Raw genomic sequence first — 15,816 nt, 5'->3', positions numbered from 1 at the left:
CAATCGCTGTTATGAAGCCTCCGCCAGCTTGTTATCGATAAACCCGATAATTGTGGCAATGCTCACGAAGTGTTCATGAATCAGTTCCTCGGGCAGAATAATAATCTTGAATTCCTGCTCCAATCTGGCAACCAGATCCAGGAGACCCAGGGAGGTCAGCAATCTGGACTCGAAAATATCGGTGTCCAGGTGCAGCTCCCCTGCCGGAATACGGGTCAAACCCGCTACGATCATTGTAACTTGTTCTGTGATTTTCATATACTATTTTCTCCATTCCTGGTGGATTTGTAGTAGGGATCAAAAACATGGGCAATCGCCCGGATAAAGTACGTACCGGTAGGGGTTACTGTAATTCGCGGAGAGTCCACACCCAGCAGCAGGCCATCCTTCTCCATGCCTCTAAGCACGCTCAGCTCCTCCTGAAAATAAGAGTCGAAATCGATACCAAAGCACTCCTGGAGCATTTGCTTGTCAATAGGGTTACCGCCCAGCAGCTGCTTCAGAATAATATCCTCACGAATGGCATCCTCCCCGGACAAAAGATGGGTCTTGCCGGTCTCAATAGGAAATCTGCCCAGATCAAGCGCGGCGCAGTAACGATCCATTGCCGGGACATTCTTATAATAGAGCCTGCCAATCTTACTGACCGCCGACTTGCCCAGACCCAGCAGATGCTGGCTGCTTCTTTCGGAGGAGCCCATGAAATCACGAACCACATGCGTTCCGGGATGCTTCTCCCGCCCGTTGTTGCGGATAAAGGTATCACTACCCATCTCGGTGTAGTCCCGGGATAAATACTGGCGGGCCAGCTCGAACAGGCGGGACACCATATAATTGTTGGGCAGGCTGAGATGCGGGATTTTGCGCTGCAGCGGGTAAATGGCCGGGTAATGGGCATAGGGAAAAGCCACGATTTTATCGGGGGCGATCCGCACGATCTCCTGCAAGGTACGCTCGAATTCTCCGAGTCCCTGAAAGGGCAGGCCATAGCATAAATCCACATTGACGGTGAAGCCCATGCTCCGGGCAAGGCCGATAATCTCCCGCGTATCCTCAAGATCGCATTCCCGGTGAATCGCATTCAGTACCCGGGTATCAAAGTCCTGAATGCCAAAGCTAATATAGTTAAACCCCAGTGTCTTCAGCAGCCGCAGCTTGCCTTCGGTAACAATCTGCTTGTCCGGGTAAGCCTCGAGCTTTATTCTGGCGTTGTCTTCAAAATCCACATACCGGGCAATAATTCCGAACAGCCGCCCGATCTGCCGTTCATTCAAATAAGCGGGAGTCCCGCCGCCCCAGTGCAGATTACCGGATTTCAGCTTCCGGGCACGGCCGGAGAGCTTGAGTGCCAGCTCCTGCTCCAGCGCATCTATATATTGATCCTTGTCTTCATCCTTGCCGCTCAGCACCCGGTCACAGCAGCAGTAATAGCAGATCGACTTGCAGAACGGAACATGCACGTAAACCTGTGCTTCTTCGATTTCCTTAAGCTCCTGAGCTATAGCAGATTCATCCGCAGGCTGGCGCCAGTGGCTGTCCACCGGATAGCTTAAATACATGGGAAGGTTATATTCGTTGTACTTTTGCGATAAATAATGCAGCTGATTCTGAATGGTCTGATTCATTGCCAAGCTCCCTCCTTGCCCCGGCTTGCCGGGCGGCACATCATCTCCATGACTTCCTGCTCCTTGTGTACAATGTCTTCCAGTAAGCGGCCATGTACAGTTCTCCAAGTGTCCGGCAGCGCAATTCCTTTGCTGCACCTGATCAGGTCACTGCGGATGTCCAGCCATGCACCGGTAATTTCTCCGAGCCTCGCTGCAGCTGCTTGCCGTTCGGTAAGAAGACGCTCCAGCCGGTACTTTTCAGCCCGCTTGAAATCAATGATGGCGTTCAGGCCAGCAATCTGGCGGTTAACGTGCTGCTCTGTATAACTCCAGTGCTGAGAAGTATAGTGATCTTTGAAGGCGGACAACATCAGCAGGCTCTGCGTAACGTCTTCCCGCTGTGTGCGGTACAGGCAATTAAGTCTTTTAACATCTGGCAGCAGTTCATAGGTGTACGGCTGCTGGGCACGCGGGAATTCCATCAAGGTGTACGTCTGCGCAGATGACAATATATGCTGGCGGTACCCCTGATAACTGTTCAGCAGATCCTCTGCTGCCAGGGTCCGTTCCCTGTAGTTCAGCGCATCCTTATGGCTGTGCTCCAGCACAATAAACTGATCCTGCGCCTCACTATAACCGTAGACCAGCAGCGTATGGGCAAGATGTTTCTTCATATAAGCGTCTCTACGGGCCGGTTCATAGAAGCTGTCCACCCATAGAATGAACAGGCTTTGCCGGGCCAGTCCAGCGGTAAGCCTCTCCTTCAGCCCGTTCCCGCCCTGCGGGGACTCATACCGGGCCGTAAGGTGCAGCTGCTCCAGAATAGCTTCCGGGGGCGCGGATTCTATGCAGGCCGCAGAGAGGTACGGCTCTGCCTGTGCAGAATCAAGAGTATACACAAACATATCGCTGCTCAGAAACGTGTTGATATTCCGGCCAAAGACATTCAGTACAGGAAATAGTGAGTTATATAAGCAGCTTTTGTAATAGAGATCGTTAAACGGCTGTGGCTGTGTGAACTGGCAGGACAAGCTCGGCTCCGTTATGATCTTTACCGGGAGGCTGGAGGCAGCTGCGACTTCCCCGCAGTGAACCTGAACCGGTGGGATACAGGCTGCACTTACCCGCGGAGTAACTCCCGCTTCCACAATCCCGGCCTGCGCCCGAATGGTAGAGGCGCTCAGCAGCTCTTCGTAAGAAAGGGGAATGCCTCTGCGGGCAAGCTCACTCTGCAGCGTAACCGCCTCAATCGAGCTTCCGCCAATTTCGAAGAAGTCATGGTCCAGTCCGATGGGTTCAAGCTCCAGGACAGCCCCCCATGCCTGGCAAATGGACTGCTGCAACGGAGTGGTGCAGGGTGTAAATTCACTATCCGTAAGCATGTTGTGCAGAGAAACCTCAGGCAGCTGCTTTTTGTCCACCTTGCCGTTGGTATTCAGCGGGAAGTGCTCCAGCCGGACGAACACGGACGGGAGCATATAAGCAGGCAGGCGCGCAGCCAGGTACTGCTTAAGTCCAGCGCCGGAGACGGCTTGCGCGGCAGTCAGATAGGCACAGAGGAATTTATCCCCTGAACTGTGGCTCCTGGCCATAACGGCAACATCCCGGATGCCCGGATATTCCAGCAGCAGCTTCTCCACTTCCTTCGTCTCGATGCGGAAGCCGCGGATCTTGACCTGATCATCGCGGCGGCCGAGGAATTCGATAGTTCCGTCCTCCCGCATCCGGCCCAGGTCGCCTGTCCTGTACATACGGTCTGCCTCAGATTCGCGGAAGGGGTCCGGCATGAAGGCTTGTGCCGTCTTCACCGGGTCCTTGATGTAGCCGCGCGCTACCCCGATACCGCCGATATACAGCTCACCTGTCTCTCCCGCCGCAACCGGCTGCAGGTCATCGTCAAGAATGTACCAATAATTCTGTTCAACCGGTATCCCGTAGGGAATGCTTGTCCAGTCCTCCCGGACCTCCGTAACCGGATAATAGATGGACCAGACCGCAGCCTCCGTAGCACCGCCGAGAGCGGTCAGCTTCGCCCGGGGGAAGTAACGCGAGTAGTTCCGCGCCAGCTCCAGGGGAACCCAGTCTCCGCTCAGGAAGATATGCCTCAACTCCAATTGGGCGAAATCAGGGATATACTCCGCCAAGTGCCGGACCAGATAATGCAGCGTGGTCGGAACGGAATTCCAGAAGGTGATCCTCTGCTCCAGCAGCAGCCGTGTTAAGCTGTCCGGATCAGTAATCTGCGGCTCCGGACACAGGACGATCGTGCCTCCGGCGGCCAGCAGGCCGAAGATATCATACACGGACAGATCAAAGCACACCGAGGTTACGAACAAGCCCCTGTCACGACTGCCCATATCCAGCTCGCGGTTCACCCAGGAGATTAAATTCACGGCGGAACGGTGCTCGATCATTACGCCTTTGGGCGTGCCGGTAGAGCCGGAGGTGTACATGATATAGGCCAAAGCACTACCGTCAATGGAGAGATCCGGGTTGTCTGACGGATAGCCTGCTGATGAGGAAGCCGCGGTTGCGCCAGCTTCGGCAGACCCCAGGCGGATCTGAACCGGCACAGCGAGCGGTTCTTCGTCATCACAGATAGCGGCCGAGACCCCGGAATGTTGCAGAATGTAATTTTTGCGGCTGGCCGGATAGCCGGGATCCACCGGGACGTAGGCAGCGCCGCTTTTTAACACGGCAAGCAGGGCAATAACCAGATTCATATTGCGCTTCACACTTATGCCTACATGATCATTCGGACGAACGCCCCGGGCAATCAGCTCGTGCGCCAGGCAATTCGCACGCCTGTTCAGCTGCTGGTAGCTTATGGACTCTCCGGCAAAAACGATGGCCGGATGCTCCGGATGCAGCGCTGCCCGGGCTTCGAACCCTTCGTGCAGCGTGGCAGCAGCAGATATGGACAGCTTGGAATGGGAGTCGGCCAAAGCTCTCACCTCCCGGGCAGGCTGCCCTGCGGATGTTCACTGCTCAGCTCAGCGGTCAGCGCAGTCAGCTCGCCCAGCGTCTCACAGCTGAGCAGCTCATCTACATGCTCTTCCAGGTTCACGTCAAGCCTGCTCTCCACCATCGCGATAATCTCCACAATCATCACCGAGGTAATGGCCAGATCACCCTCAACCGACAAGCCGGGATGCAGCTCCTCCTTGTCGAAGTAGCATACGCTGGCTATAATCTCATACAGCTTGTCCTGCATCTGCACAGTCTTCTCTCCCCTCATCTTCCTTCAGAGCCGCTTGCGGAATTCATGCTTCAATTGCTGCCGGTCAACCTTGCCGCTCCCCCCTGTAGGGAAGCTGTCAAAAACATGCACCATATCGGGAATCATATACCGGGGCAGCAGCTTGCCGACAGCCTGCTTCAGCCCAAGGACGGTGAAGCTGCCAGCTTCATGCACAACCACGGCAGCGCAGATCAGCGGATGGCCTTCACCATCCTGAATATCAACGACAGCGGCATCCAGAATATTCTCCATGTCATGCAGTACGCGTTCAATCTCCGGCAGCTCAATGCGAAAGCCGGAACGCTTAATCAAGGCGTCTTTACGGCCAATCAGGACGAGCGCTCCGTCTTCGTTAACCGTAGCCATGTCCCCGGTACAGTAGAGCTTGTCTCCAAGACCCCAGTCCGGCGGTATACTGCGGAAGCTCTCCTGCGTGAGCCGGGGATTGCGGTAGTAGCCCTTCATGACAATCGAGCCTCTTACGCAGATTTCCCCCTCTTCACCCGTACCGGCAAGACGTCCGTCAGAGGTTACCACCACAACTCCGGTATTGCCGCAAGGATACCCGATTGGTACGGGAGTGCCGTGTATACCGTCTTGCTCGCTCAGCGGATAATAGGTACAGACGTTGGTTTCAATCAGCCCGTACAGATTGTAGAAATCCGCCTCTGGCAGCAGCTCCATCACCTGGTGCAGCAGCTTCGGCTGCAGAACCTCGCCCGCAAACAGCACGCCACGCAGCGAAGGCAGCCCGCCTGCCGGCAACCGGCCGTATTGGACCACGGCAGCCCAGAGTGAAGGCACGGAATAGACCCAGCTAATTTCCCCCTGTTCGATGGCCTTGGTAAAACGCGCCGGATGCTGAATGACCTCAGCCGTCAGGAGGACGAGCGTTGCCCCTACAGCAACCGGCACGAAAATATCAAACACCGAAAGATCAAAATGAAAAGGTGCGATGGCCGCGAAGCGTTCATGTTCTTCCGGTTTGAAGTAACCGCAGCACCAGTCAATGAAGGTTCTGGCATTCAGGTGGGTAATCATCACGCCTTTGGGTACTCCTGTGGAGCCTGAAGTGTACAGAATATAAGCCAGATCCTCGCTGATCGGCTGTCTTCTGCTCTTGTACAAATGGCGCAGGGGCTGTTCCAGCGAAGCATGTACGATCTTGACAAAATCTGCGTCGTCCAGTTCGGTGCCCCCCTCCACCAGCAGTATATGAAGTAACCTCAGCCGCTCCCATTGCTCTGGATTCGCACCTTGCAGCAGCTTCAGCAGGTTCGCACCATCAGTAACCAGAAACCGCGTCCCGCTCTGCTCCAGAATGGTCAACATTCTGTGTACAGGAGAGTAGCTCGTGTCCAGCGGAATGTACGTCCCTGCGGTGAACAGCACGCCGAACATGGCGCATACCGCCTGCGGGGACTTGTCCAGACAGATTGCAGCGGTCTCCCCCGGCTCCATGCCGGTATCGATCAGTGCATCTGAGATTTGAATACTGCGCCGAAGCAGCCCGCCATAGCTTAGCTCCCTGCCTTCAAAGCGCAGCGCAGTCTGGTCGGGGCAGCGCTCAGCGCTGCGGAGCAGGTAATGCTGAAGCAGGAAATCACTCATACCCTTCCCCCAGACCTTCCAGCATAATTTTCTTCTGCATCTCGCTCGTTCCCGAGTACAGCTTGGAAGCAAGGGAATCCCGCATCTGCTTCTCCGGCGGGCTCTCCTTCACATAGCCGTAAGCTCCCCAGATTTGTACCGCCGCAAGGCTGTTCTGCACCTTGGATTCGGAGGTATGCAGCTTCAGCATGGAGGCGCTGTGCATTCCGCAGCGGCCCTGGTCAAAGTCCTCGCACACCTTATACAGCATCAGCCTGCTTGTTTCCATCCGGATTCTCATCTGGACCAGCTTGTCATAGACACCCTCGAAGGAGCGGATGGCCTGCCCGAATTGCTTCCTCTGGCCCGCATACTGATAGGTCTGTTCATACTGCTGTTCCATGGCTCCGACATGATAAGCACTGACTATAATCCGCTCCCACAGCATCGCCTTGAAAAAAATACCCATCCCTTGCCGTTCCCGTCCCAGCAGCCTGTGTGCCGGAATGCGGGTGTGGTTCAGCAGAACCTCACTCATCGGGCTGGTCCGCAGGCCCATCTTCCCGAAGACCTGTCCAATCTCGTATTCCTGCTGCCGAGCTTCCAGAATAAAGGCCGACACATCCAGCATGGGCAGTCCATTCGCATGCTTGCCATACACCAGCAGGATGTCGGACTCCGGGGCGAGTGTTGCAAAGGTTTTGATGCCGTTCAGGATATAGCCTTCCGGTTCCTTCTCGACAGTGGTGGTCATGGCGGAAGAATCAGAGCCCGCCCCAGGTTCCGTAATTACGCTGCTGCCGATGAATCTTCCATCAATGAGCGGTGCCAGATACCCGGCCTGCTGCTCCTCACTGCCGTATACCCATAGCGGCACTTGGGCCGCCGACATTTGAGCGCATACCGAGAAGACCAGGCCTTCATCCTGGCAGCGGCGCGCCAGCGAACGGATCGCCAGCGCCGTGGTCAGCATTCCCTGCTCCGCTCCTCCATACGCTGCCGGAAAGGGAAGCCCGAGCAAGCCGGTACCGGCTAATCGGGACCACTTATCCCTGCGGAAGGTGCCGCTCTCGTCATCCGCATACACTCCGTCATTCAAATACCGCTCACAACATTCCTCCATTAAGCCGCAGATCTGCCGCTGCTCCACGGTATAGCTGAAATCCACAATAAGCGCCCCTCGACCTGTGATTTATTGAAATATAAGAATTTGAAGCCAAAGCCTCACTTTGCGGGGTTATCTTGCAGCTCCCCGGCCATGCCTCTGACGATCATGTCATTGAGCAAAAACTGGCTTTCCGCCGGAATCCCCTCTACAGCCCATCTTCGGAGGATGTTCTTCTGCACCTTCCCGGATTCCAGCACCGGCAGCTGGGAGACGAGATGCACCCGGTCTGGAACCTTATAGTTGGCGATTTTGCCGCGGCAATAGGCTTTGACCTCACCTTCGGTAAGCAGAACTCCGGGCCTTGGGATCACAAAAGCAGCCAGGGCCTCACCCAGAATCTCGTCCGGCTCCCCGACAACCGATACATCCTCAACCTTGTCCATGTTCAGCACACATTCTTCAATATCTACCGGGTAGACATTGAAGCCGCCGCGGATGACCATATCCTTGATGCGGCCGGCAATGCAAATATTGACGCCGTCCTTGTAATAGCAGGCCAAATCGCCGGTGTACAGCCAGCCTTCCTCGTCAATTACCTCACGCGTCTTGGCTTCGTTGTTGTAGTAGCCCTTCATCAGATAACCCCTGATTGCCAGCTCCCCGATCTCGCCCCTCGGCAGCTCCTTGCGGTCCCGGTCTACAATCTTGACCTCGAAGCCTTCAATCGGCCTGCCGACGGTGTTCAGCCGGACCTCCGGCGGATCATCCAGCCGGGTCATTGTGACCAGACCCGTAGCTTCAATAATGCCGTAAGCATTGATTAGCGTGCAGCGGGTCGTTTCCTCGATGGAGCGGGCTAAATATGGGGTACAGAGGGAACCGGAGACCACCACCTTGCGCAGCTCCCTGAACAGCCCGGGCTTGCAGTAAGGCATGGCCAGGATCAGGCTCCACATCGTCGGCTGGGTGTGAAAGAGGTTGATCCCGTTTTTGGCGACATGGGTCAGAATATCATTCGGATTGAAGTTGGAGATCCATTTCATCGTGATACAGGAGACAAAGTAGACGAGCACGGCATTGAAGCCCTGCGCAGCATAGAGAGGAGCAATCGAGAAGCCGATATCATCGTGTATATCCAGCAGCTGTCCGCCATAGTATGAGGTGGCCACCAGATTGCGGTGCGTGATCATCACGCCTTTGGGGTGGCCGGTGGTTCCGGAAGTATAGCCGAGAATCGCAATATCCTCAGGATCAATAGCTTCGAGCTGTCTGTCCTGAAAAGGGACTGTGAGCGGCTTCAGCAGCCTGGCAAAAGACATGCTGCCCGGTGCAGGTTCATCGCCAAGCACGATATAATTCCGGATCGCCGGCAGTTCGGGACGAAGCCCGGACAAGAGAATTTCCTCATAGTTAAAAATGCCCAGCCGGTCCTGGTAAATGATCGTCTCCGCATCGGAATTATCCAGAATCCGCCGGATTTCATCCGGCTCATACCTTGTGCTGACAGGAACAATCCACGCGCCGATTTTGAACAGGGCGAAGTAGACGTACAGATATTCAAGACTGTTGGGCAGCAGCACGGCCACCTTGTCGTTCTTCTTAATCCCGAGGTCCAGCAAATTGCCGGCAATGGTGAGGGAATAGTCATACAGCTGCGCGAAGGTGACAGTCTCCTGCTCGAACACCACCGCAGGCTTGTCCGGGAAATCCCTTTGTAATGTATCCAGCACGCAGTCAATGGTCAAACGTTCATATTGGATCATCGGTGTGCCCTAGTCTCCTTTGTTAACCCAAATAGGATAAATCAAAGCCTTCGAAATGCTGCGCTGCCTCTTCCTCATTCAGAATGGCGCCGATACAGCCCGGCAGCCTGCGGGGGCGCTGCATGGCCGTCATAATATACTGGATATAATTGAAGTTGTTCGAGAACGAACGGATGCCGATGGCCTGCATGATGATCCCGATAAACGCTCCGGGAGCCAGATTGGTGTTCATCATTTTGTCCGCAAAATCCGGAAACAGTACCGCCTTCAGCTTCTCCACGCATACGAACAGAAATTTCTGCATACGGATGAAGATATAATCCTTGTCCTTCTGATAGATTTCGTCTGTATGGACCAGCTCCCCGTCCAGGTAGAACTCCGCCAGAATCGGAGATTTCAGCTTCATATAACCTTCCTGGTCGAAGGTAATATGATTGAACACATCGTACAGGACGACCGTATACTTGATGTCCTCCTTACCGCTGAACGCCTGGAGCCCGGTCAAATACAGATTGCCTTCAGCAGCGTAAATGTCTACGATATCTTCCTCATAAAATAAAGCGCCGGGTCCAGTGTCCCCATGCTGCTTGTGCATGAAATAGGAGCTGTAGATCCCGCTCATAATCTCAAAAATATGAAAACATTTAAACCGGTCAAAGCGGAGCCGGGCAGCGAGTTTTTTGTCAAACCACTGACCCTCCAGCTCCTCCTTCAGCTTCTGCTCCAAGTAATCCCTCGAACAGAGCACACCCTTGCCTCCGTTAAAAAGATCATCCACCGCCGCTTCCAGAATCAGTCCGTCCGGGCTGACGGTGAGATGAACCATGAAGGACAGGGAGACATCCTGCTTGCGCATGCGGGTGATATCCCGCTGCCAGCCGATAATATGCAGATTCCCTTCATCATCCGTCTGCAGGTTGGTGCCCCGCGCCCTGATCATGGGCACGAGCTTGTCCGTGCAGGAATAGTTGCCGTAGGCGACCTTTTTGCGGATGATTGCTTTATCGAGCGGTTCTCTTACGATCAGCTTGGGAACGGGAAAATTCGTGGCCGTCATAGTCTGCGTTCCTCCCTTACCATATGAGATATGCCGCCGCATAGGTTAAGCCGCAGGCACTGCCCAGCAGCAGGATCGAGTCTCCCTTACGCAGCAGCCCCTGCTCCTCGGCGATCGCCAGACCGGCGGGAATATTGGCGCTCCCCATGTTGCCGTTCTCGGGGAAGGTATTGACGGGGAAGACTTTCTCCGTCCTGACCTCCAGCTTGTTCAGGAGCGAGTTGGTGATATTGCGGCCCAGCTGATGGGAGAAGATGTAATCAATGTTGTCTTTGCGCAGCTCATGCTCCTCCAGGAATTCATAGACAAAGCCGGGCATGTCACGGATGACCTTGGCGGCAATTCCGCGTCCGTCCGCCCAGCTCATGAAATCCATTCCCTCGAACCTTGGTGCGGGCATATGGATTTTGGGCGATACATAGAGCGACAGCTCCCAATCCGCATGGTTTCTCTGCTCCCCGTAGTACTGGATGGACTTCTCGCCATTGTCAGCACTCAGCAGCATCGCAGCGGCTCCGGCCCCGGCGAACAGCAGATTCATTTTGTAATCCGCTTCTTCAAGACTGCCGACCTTGCCTGCATAATTGGAGGCCTCCAGCAGCTCCAGCGGATTCTCACTGGTTACAACGAGGATATTGCGGTATTTGCCCGATTGAATGTAGAGGCTGGACAGCTCCATCGCTTTCAGGAACCCGTTGCAGGTGTCGTTGATGTCGTAATAATTGCCCCGGGTCATTCCCAGCTCATGCGCCAGGATAATCGCATAAGACGGTTCGCGGAAGGGATTGCACACACCCACGAACAGCAGCAGATCAATTTCGCTTGCTGTGATGCCCGCTTTGCTGATCGCTTCCCGCGAGACCTTAACGGCCATCTGCACAGAGCTTTCCTCCCGGTAGTCCGCTGAGCAGGAACGGGTCGTAATTTCCAGAAAATCGAGCTTGCGCTTGCTGCCGTACACCAGCTGCTCCAGATCATCCTCCGGCAGATGCTGAAAGTACTTCTCAGCGAACAAATCTACAATCTCCCCGTTGGTCATCCGCCCCTTGGGGATGTAATAGGATAGGGCACGTATAGACAGATTCAACATGGTCATGCTCCTCTGCATCAAGATGATTAACTGCCGGTCTGCGCGTCAAGGACCAAACTTCTATAGTTGTCAAACAGCTCATAGGCTTCGCCCAGTGTCCGGGTCATTACCCGGTCTTCGGGATTGAACATGACCTGGTACTCTCTTTCGAGCCTAAGCATCACATTGACCAAAGATAAAGAATCGACCCCCAGCTCCAGCAGCAGATTGACCTCCGGGGTCAGTCTTGAAACCTCAATCCCCAAATATTCGGCAAAGATTCCCTGGAACTGTGCAAAGCTTATCCGTTCTTCCATATGCTCACCTGCCTACTGTTATGTTTTGTCTAACCTGTTCAATCAGGAGCGGCACCGCCTCGAACAGATCGGCAACAATACCGTGCGCAGCCAGTCCCAGAATAGGGGCTGTCCTGTCCCTGTTGATAGCAATCACGGTGTCCATTCTGCGGATGCCCACAGTATGCTGAACCGCTCCCGAGATGCCGACCGCGATATAGATTCTGCCGCTCACATTCCGGCCTGTTAAGCCAATCTGCCGGGAATAATCCAGCCAGCCCTGGTCAATCACCGGTCTTGTTGCACCCAGCTCTGCACCCAGGCATGCGGCAAGCTCTCGGACCAGCTCCATTCCTTCCTTGCTGCACACGCCCCGTCCTGCGGCGACGATAATACCGGAAGCGGCGGAGCCCGGCGCTTCTCTGCTCTTGATCACCTCAAGGATAGAGGTGCGTAGCACGGATGGAAGCTGGAGCTGCGGATGAATAATCCGTCCGGTCCGGTACGGATCGGGTACGCAAGGGGACATGGCCCCGGGCCGGACTGTCGCCATTTGCGGTCTGGCCTCCGGGCAGCAGATGGTCGCCATTAACGCCCCTTCCCGTGCTGGCCGGATCTGCAGCAGCACCCGGCTAGGCAGATCAATGTCAAGCTCTGTGCAATCCGCAGTTAAGCCGGTGTTAAGCCTTGCAGCTAATCTAGCAGCGATGGATTTGCTATGTATAGTGGAGGGAAGCAGCAGGATTTCCGGTTTAACCTCCAATACCAGCTGATGCAGCAGCTCCGTATAAACCTCTTCGCTAAGCGGACTGAGGCCGGGCTGATCGAGCGCATAGACGGTGTCCGCGCCATGGCTGACGCAAGAGGGCGCATAGGCTGAAGTACCGCTTCCGATAAGCACGACGGCAATGTCCGTCTGCAGTTTCCGGTTCAGCTCACGGGCTGAGCCCAGCAGCTCATATACAGCCGGGCTAAGCTGTCCTTCCGCGTATTCACCGGCAATCATGAGACCTTCATATTCTCTGGCCCGCAGGCTCTGATCCGGCATGGAAGCCTCCTTATCTGAATGAAAATAACAAGTGGAAACGGCTTTGCCGTCCTTTTGTAAGGACGGTACTGTTTCAGCGAGAAATAGAAGGATAAGTTATCATGTGAAACATATAAATTCTTATATTTTAGAAAAAGCATCATATACTTGGTGACATATTCTTATCTGTCAAAAGCTGCGCGATCTCCTCAATCTGCTCCCGCAGGCTCTTGCCGCTTACGGTGAAGGGCACTTGCCGGTCTGCGGCATTCCGGGTTGCCTGCACCCGGGTAGGCGATCCCGCAAGCCCGCAGGCTTGCTTGTCCAGGCTCAGGTCCTGGGCGGACAGCCTGGTGATTTCACAGCGGTTAGCCTTCAGAATTCCATTAATGGTCGCCATCCGCGGCTGATTAATGCCTTTATGCACCGTTATCAGGGCCGGGAGCATCAGCTGCACAATTTCAAAACCGGTCTCTGTCATCCGCCTGCAGGTGATGTGCCGCTCTTCCAGGGCGAGGATATCCAGCACATGCGTGGTGTGCGCAGTGCCCAGCTTCTCCGCCAGGGCCGGACCGACCTGTGCGGTCTCCCCATCTGTCGAATGGGTGCCGCAGAGAATCAGATCCGGCTTGCCTATTAGCTCAAGCCCACGGGAGAGCACAGTGGCCGTTGCGAGTGTGTCCCCACCCGCGAACAGCCTGTCGGTCAGCAGCACGCCTGCATCCGCACCCAGTGAGATGCAGCTCCGCAAGATCTGGGCTGCGGATTCTGCTCCCATACTTACGGCGGTTACGCTCCCGCCCTGGCGCTCCCTGATCCGCAGCGCCTCTTCCAGGGCAAAGACATCCGCCGGGTTCATAACAGGCCCCATGTGAGCGGAGGGTACCTGCTTGACACATACTGCTATTTGCAATCCGCTCACTCCTTCCTGGACAAGGTTCTGCTCATGAGGTTTGGCGCAGTTCCTGAAGAATCGGCGAAATGTTTTCTTTGCGCACATCGTCGCAGTTTCTGACCATTTCTTCTGCCATTTCCTTGCCCATGAACAGCCGGGTCATTTTCTGTCCGACCTTCATCATGGTTTTATCCTTGTCGGCCAGCTGTTCAAAGTTAAACCGGCCTTCCAGCGGGAAATATTTCAGCCCGGCACGGATTTTTTCGGGAATGCTTTTGTTGTAGTTCTTGATGGAGGCTTCGCTTTGCACAGGTGTTTTGGAGACGGAAAAGAGGATGACCTTCTTATGCTGCAGCTGGTCCCAGACCTTCTTGAGATAATCGGCGATGACCAGCTTCTGTACCCGCACATAGGTACCTATAATTACGGTGTCATACTGGCCTGCCTGCTTAATGTCAAACGTGTCGATGTCCGCGAGATCGGCTCCAAGCTCCTCCGCGATCCATTCCGCATACTGCTTCGTACTTCCGTAGACGCTTGTGTAAAGGACGAGACTTTTCATAAAGCACCTCCTGAAATGGTTGATACTCATACGTTATAATGGCAGCATTTCTTGCAGACATTGCAATAACCGGGCTTCCGAGCCGTCAGTCATGGCCTTGGCCGGAAGCACAATGGTAAAAACATATTCACGGCGCAGAACGGATATGGCCTTGAATTGCGGGAAATTCTTGAACTGGCTAATCACTCCCTGCTCACCGCGGGTGCACGCTTTGATTTCGAACAGGTCGGTGGGAACGGTGAAGCCGGTCTGAAGCACTTTGGACATCGCTTCCTTGGCCGTCCAGAGCAGGGTCAGGAAGTGCGTTGGCGCAAGCTCAGGTCCAAGGTCCTTCATCAGCGCCTCTTCCTCCTTGGAGGTAATTCTTCTTAACGCGTCCATCGCCTTCTCATCCACAAGCTCCATGTCAACACCCAGCAGAAGACGCGGGTCATAATCAACCGCCGCTCCCAGGGTGTCGCAATGGGTAATCGTAATCTTCCGGTCGCTTCCGGCTACCAGCGGCTGGCACAGAATTCCGTGATCAACCTGAATTTCGGACAGATCATCCTGCTCCCCGGCCACAGCCATCTTGGCGGCCAGCTTGCCGAGCAGGTAGCTGTTGCGGCGTCTGGGATATTTGAACCCGGAGTATTGCTCCTTCTCCGCCGCACTCAGATAATCCAGTGGCCCGTCCTCCGGCGGCAGGGAGACCACACTCAGCTTCAGCCCATAACGATCCTCCGGGCCTTCCAGCTCAAAGCTGATCCTTCTTACCGTCTGGGAGAGGAACTGTTCGTATTGCCTTGCGAAGGTTGTATATAGCATCTCTGTGCCCCTATTCTTTTTCCCAGGGAAATCTTTTGTAACGCACATAATTCTGAATGTTCTCTCTGACTTCTGCGGAAGCGGTCAGCTTGTCAATCTCGGCTACGGCGGCATGTTCCATCGTTTCGTTGATAATCCACATTTGCCGGAAATAGCCTTTGATCTCCCTTACTGTCTGCGGCGTGATCCGGCTGATTCTCCGGTATAGCCGCAGAATGCTGGCATCCGGGTCAGCACTCACTTCATCGGCGAGTCTGCACCCTAGCGCTTCTTCCGAGGACAAGGGCAGTGTGGTCAAGGTCATCTTGTATGCCTGCCAATAGCCGGTCCGCCGGATTAGATAAGGACTGACGAGAGCGGGCACGAGGCCCCAGATCGCTTCAGGCAGGGCAAAGGTGGAACGCGGCGAAGCGACCACATAATCACAGGCAGCCATCAGCCCCACCCCACCGGCAAGCACCTGCCCGTCTACCTTGGCGATCACCATTTTGGACAGTTCGCCGATCCTTTTCATTGTCTGCAAAAAGTCTACGGATGGCGGGGCGGCAGAATCACCGGGTGCGCCGTCCTCGCCGTCCGTAAACGCCTGAAAATTCATCCCGGTACAGAAATACCCGCCCGTACCTTCAAGGACAATCACCCGGCAGGCGCCCAGCTCCTCCAGCATCACTAAGGCATGCTGCAGCTCTGATACCAGGGTGGCAGTGATACTGTTCTTGTGCTCCGGACGGTTCAGCCGGATGCTGTAGAGCCCTTCGTCCAGGTGACTTACGGCAATAGAATGATACTCCATG

15 protein-coding genes are annotated in these 15,816 nt (G+C 54.9%); all 15 read right to left on the bottom strand.

What is annotated here, in order from left to right:
• Nucleotides 1-9 precede the first annotated feature (9 nt).
• On the bottom strand, nucleotides 10-258 hold the full coding sequence (locus NSU14_RS13335) for a phosphopantetheine-binding protein (protein ID WP_340945337.1): 249 nt from the start codon (nucleotides 256-258) through the stop codon (nucleotides 10-12).
• Nucleotides 255-1,625: a radical SAM protein gene (locus NSU14_RS13330; RefSeq protein WP_340945334.1), complete on the bottom strand. Its 1,371-nt coding sequence runs from the start codon at nucleotides 1,623-1,625 to the stop codon at nucleotides 255-257. Before NSU14_RS13330 ends, NSU14_RS13335 begins: the two co-directional genes overlap by 4 nt.
• A complete protein-coding gene (locus tag NSU14_RS13325) occupies nucleotides 1,622-4,552 on the bottom strand; it encodes an amino acid adenylation domain-containing protein (protein WP_340945331.1) in 2,931 nt (976 codons plus the stop codon). The genes NSU14_RS13330 and NSU14_RS13325 overlap by 4 nt, the downstream gene beginning before the upstream one ends.
• A gap of 5 nt (nucleotides 4,553-4,557) precedes the next feature.
• On the bottom strand, nucleotides 4,558-4,821 hold the full coding sequence (locus tag NSU14_RS13320) for an acyl carrier protein (RefSeq protein WP_339303507.1): 264 nt from the start codon (nucleotides 4,819-4,821) through the stop codon (nucleotides 4,558-4,560).
• Nucleotides 4,822-4,851: 30 nt separating this feature from the next.
• Entirely contained in the window at nucleotides 4,852-6,459 is a 1,608-nt protein-coding gene (locus NSU14_RS13315; protein WP_340945329.1) for an amino acid adenylation domain-containing protein, read from the bottom strand.
• Nucleotides 6,452-7,606, bottom strand: coding sequence for an acyl-CoA dehydrogenase family protein (locus tag NSU14_RS13310; protein WP_340945326.1), 1,155 nt, complete (start codon nucleotides 7,604-7,606; stop codon nucleotides 6,452-6,454). Before NSU14_RS13310 ends, NSU14_RS13315 begins: the two co-directional genes overlap by 8 nt.
• A gap of 56 nt (nucleotides 7,607-7,662) precedes the next feature.
• On the bottom strand, nucleotides 7,663-9,309 hold the full coding sequence (locus NSU14_RS13305) for a class I adenylate-forming enzyme family protein (protein WP_340945324.1): 1,647 nt from the start codon (nucleotides 9,307-9,309) through the stop codon (nucleotides 7,663-7,665).
• Between the two features lie 22 nt (nucleotides 9,310-9,331).
• Complete coding sequence (locus tag NSU14_RS13300) at nucleotides 9,332-10,366, bottom strand: hypothetical protein (RefSeq protein ID WP_039291955.1); 1,035 nt, start codon at nucleotides 10,364-10,366, stop codon at nucleotides 9,332-9,334.
• Nucleotides 10,367-10,382: 16 nt separating this feature from the next.
• The gene (locus NSU14_RS13295; RefSeq protein WP_042137617.1) at nucleotides 10,383-11,456 is read right to left on the bottom strand and encodes a 3-oxoacyl-ACP synthase III family protein; all 1,074 of its coding nucleotides are present in this window, start codon (nucleotides 11,454-11,456) and stop codon (nucleotides 10,383-10,385) included.
• A gap of 26 nt (nucleotides 11,457-11,482) precedes the next feature.
• Entirely contained in the window at nucleotides 11,483-11,752 is a 270-nt protein-coding gene (locus tag NSU14_RS13290; protein WP_340945322.1) for an acyl carrier protein, read from the bottom strand.
• A gap of 4 nt (nucleotides 11,753-11,756) precedes the next feature.
• Complete coding sequence (locus NSU14_RS13285; RefSeq protein WP_042137621.1) at nucleotides 11,757-12,779, bottom strand: electron transfer flavoprotein subunit alpha/FixB family protein; 1,023 nt, start codon at nucleotides 12,777-12,779, stop codon at nucleotides 11,757-11,759.
• Between the two features lie 139 nt (nucleotides 12,780-12,918).
• Complete coding sequence (locus NSU14_RS13280) at nucleotides 12,919-13,671, bottom strand: electron transfer flavoprotein subunit beta/FixA family protein (protein ID WP_042137622.1); 753 nt, start codon at nucleotides 13,669-13,671, stop codon at nucleotides 12,919-12,921.
• Between the two features lie 31 nt (nucleotides 13,672-13,702).
• A complete protein-coding gene (locus tag NSU14_RS13275; protein ID WP_042137623.1) occupies nucleotides 13,703-14,215 on the bottom strand; it encodes a flavodoxin domain-containing protein in 513 nt (170 codons plus the stop codon).
• Between the two features lie 33 nt (nucleotides 14,216-14,248).
• Complete coding sequence (locus tag NSU14_RS13270) at nucleotides 14,249-15,022, bottom strand: 4'-phosphopantetheinyl transferase family protein (protein WP_076243105.1); 774 nt, start codon at nucleotides 15,020-15,022, stop codon at nucleotides 14,249-14,251.
• A 10-nt stretch (nucleotides 15,023-15,032) separates the two neighbouring features.
• Nucleotides 15,033-15,815, bottom strand: a complete 783-nt coding sequence (locus NSU14_RS13265) for an enoyl-CoA hydratase-related protein (protein ID WP_340948937.1) — start codon at nucleotides 15,813-15,815, stop codon at nucleotides 15,033-15,035.
• Nucleotide 15,816 lies beyond the last annotated feature (1 nt).

It is taken from the genome of Paenibacillus sp. FSL R10-2771 (assembly GCF_038000205.1).
GTDB classification, from domain to species: Bacteria; Bacillota; Bacilli; order Paenibacillales; family Paenibacillaceae; genus Paenibacillus_AQ; species Paenibacillus_AQ phytohabitans.
Note: the sequence above shows the minus strand (reverse complement) of the source record. Positions and strands in the feature narration are given on the sequence as shown.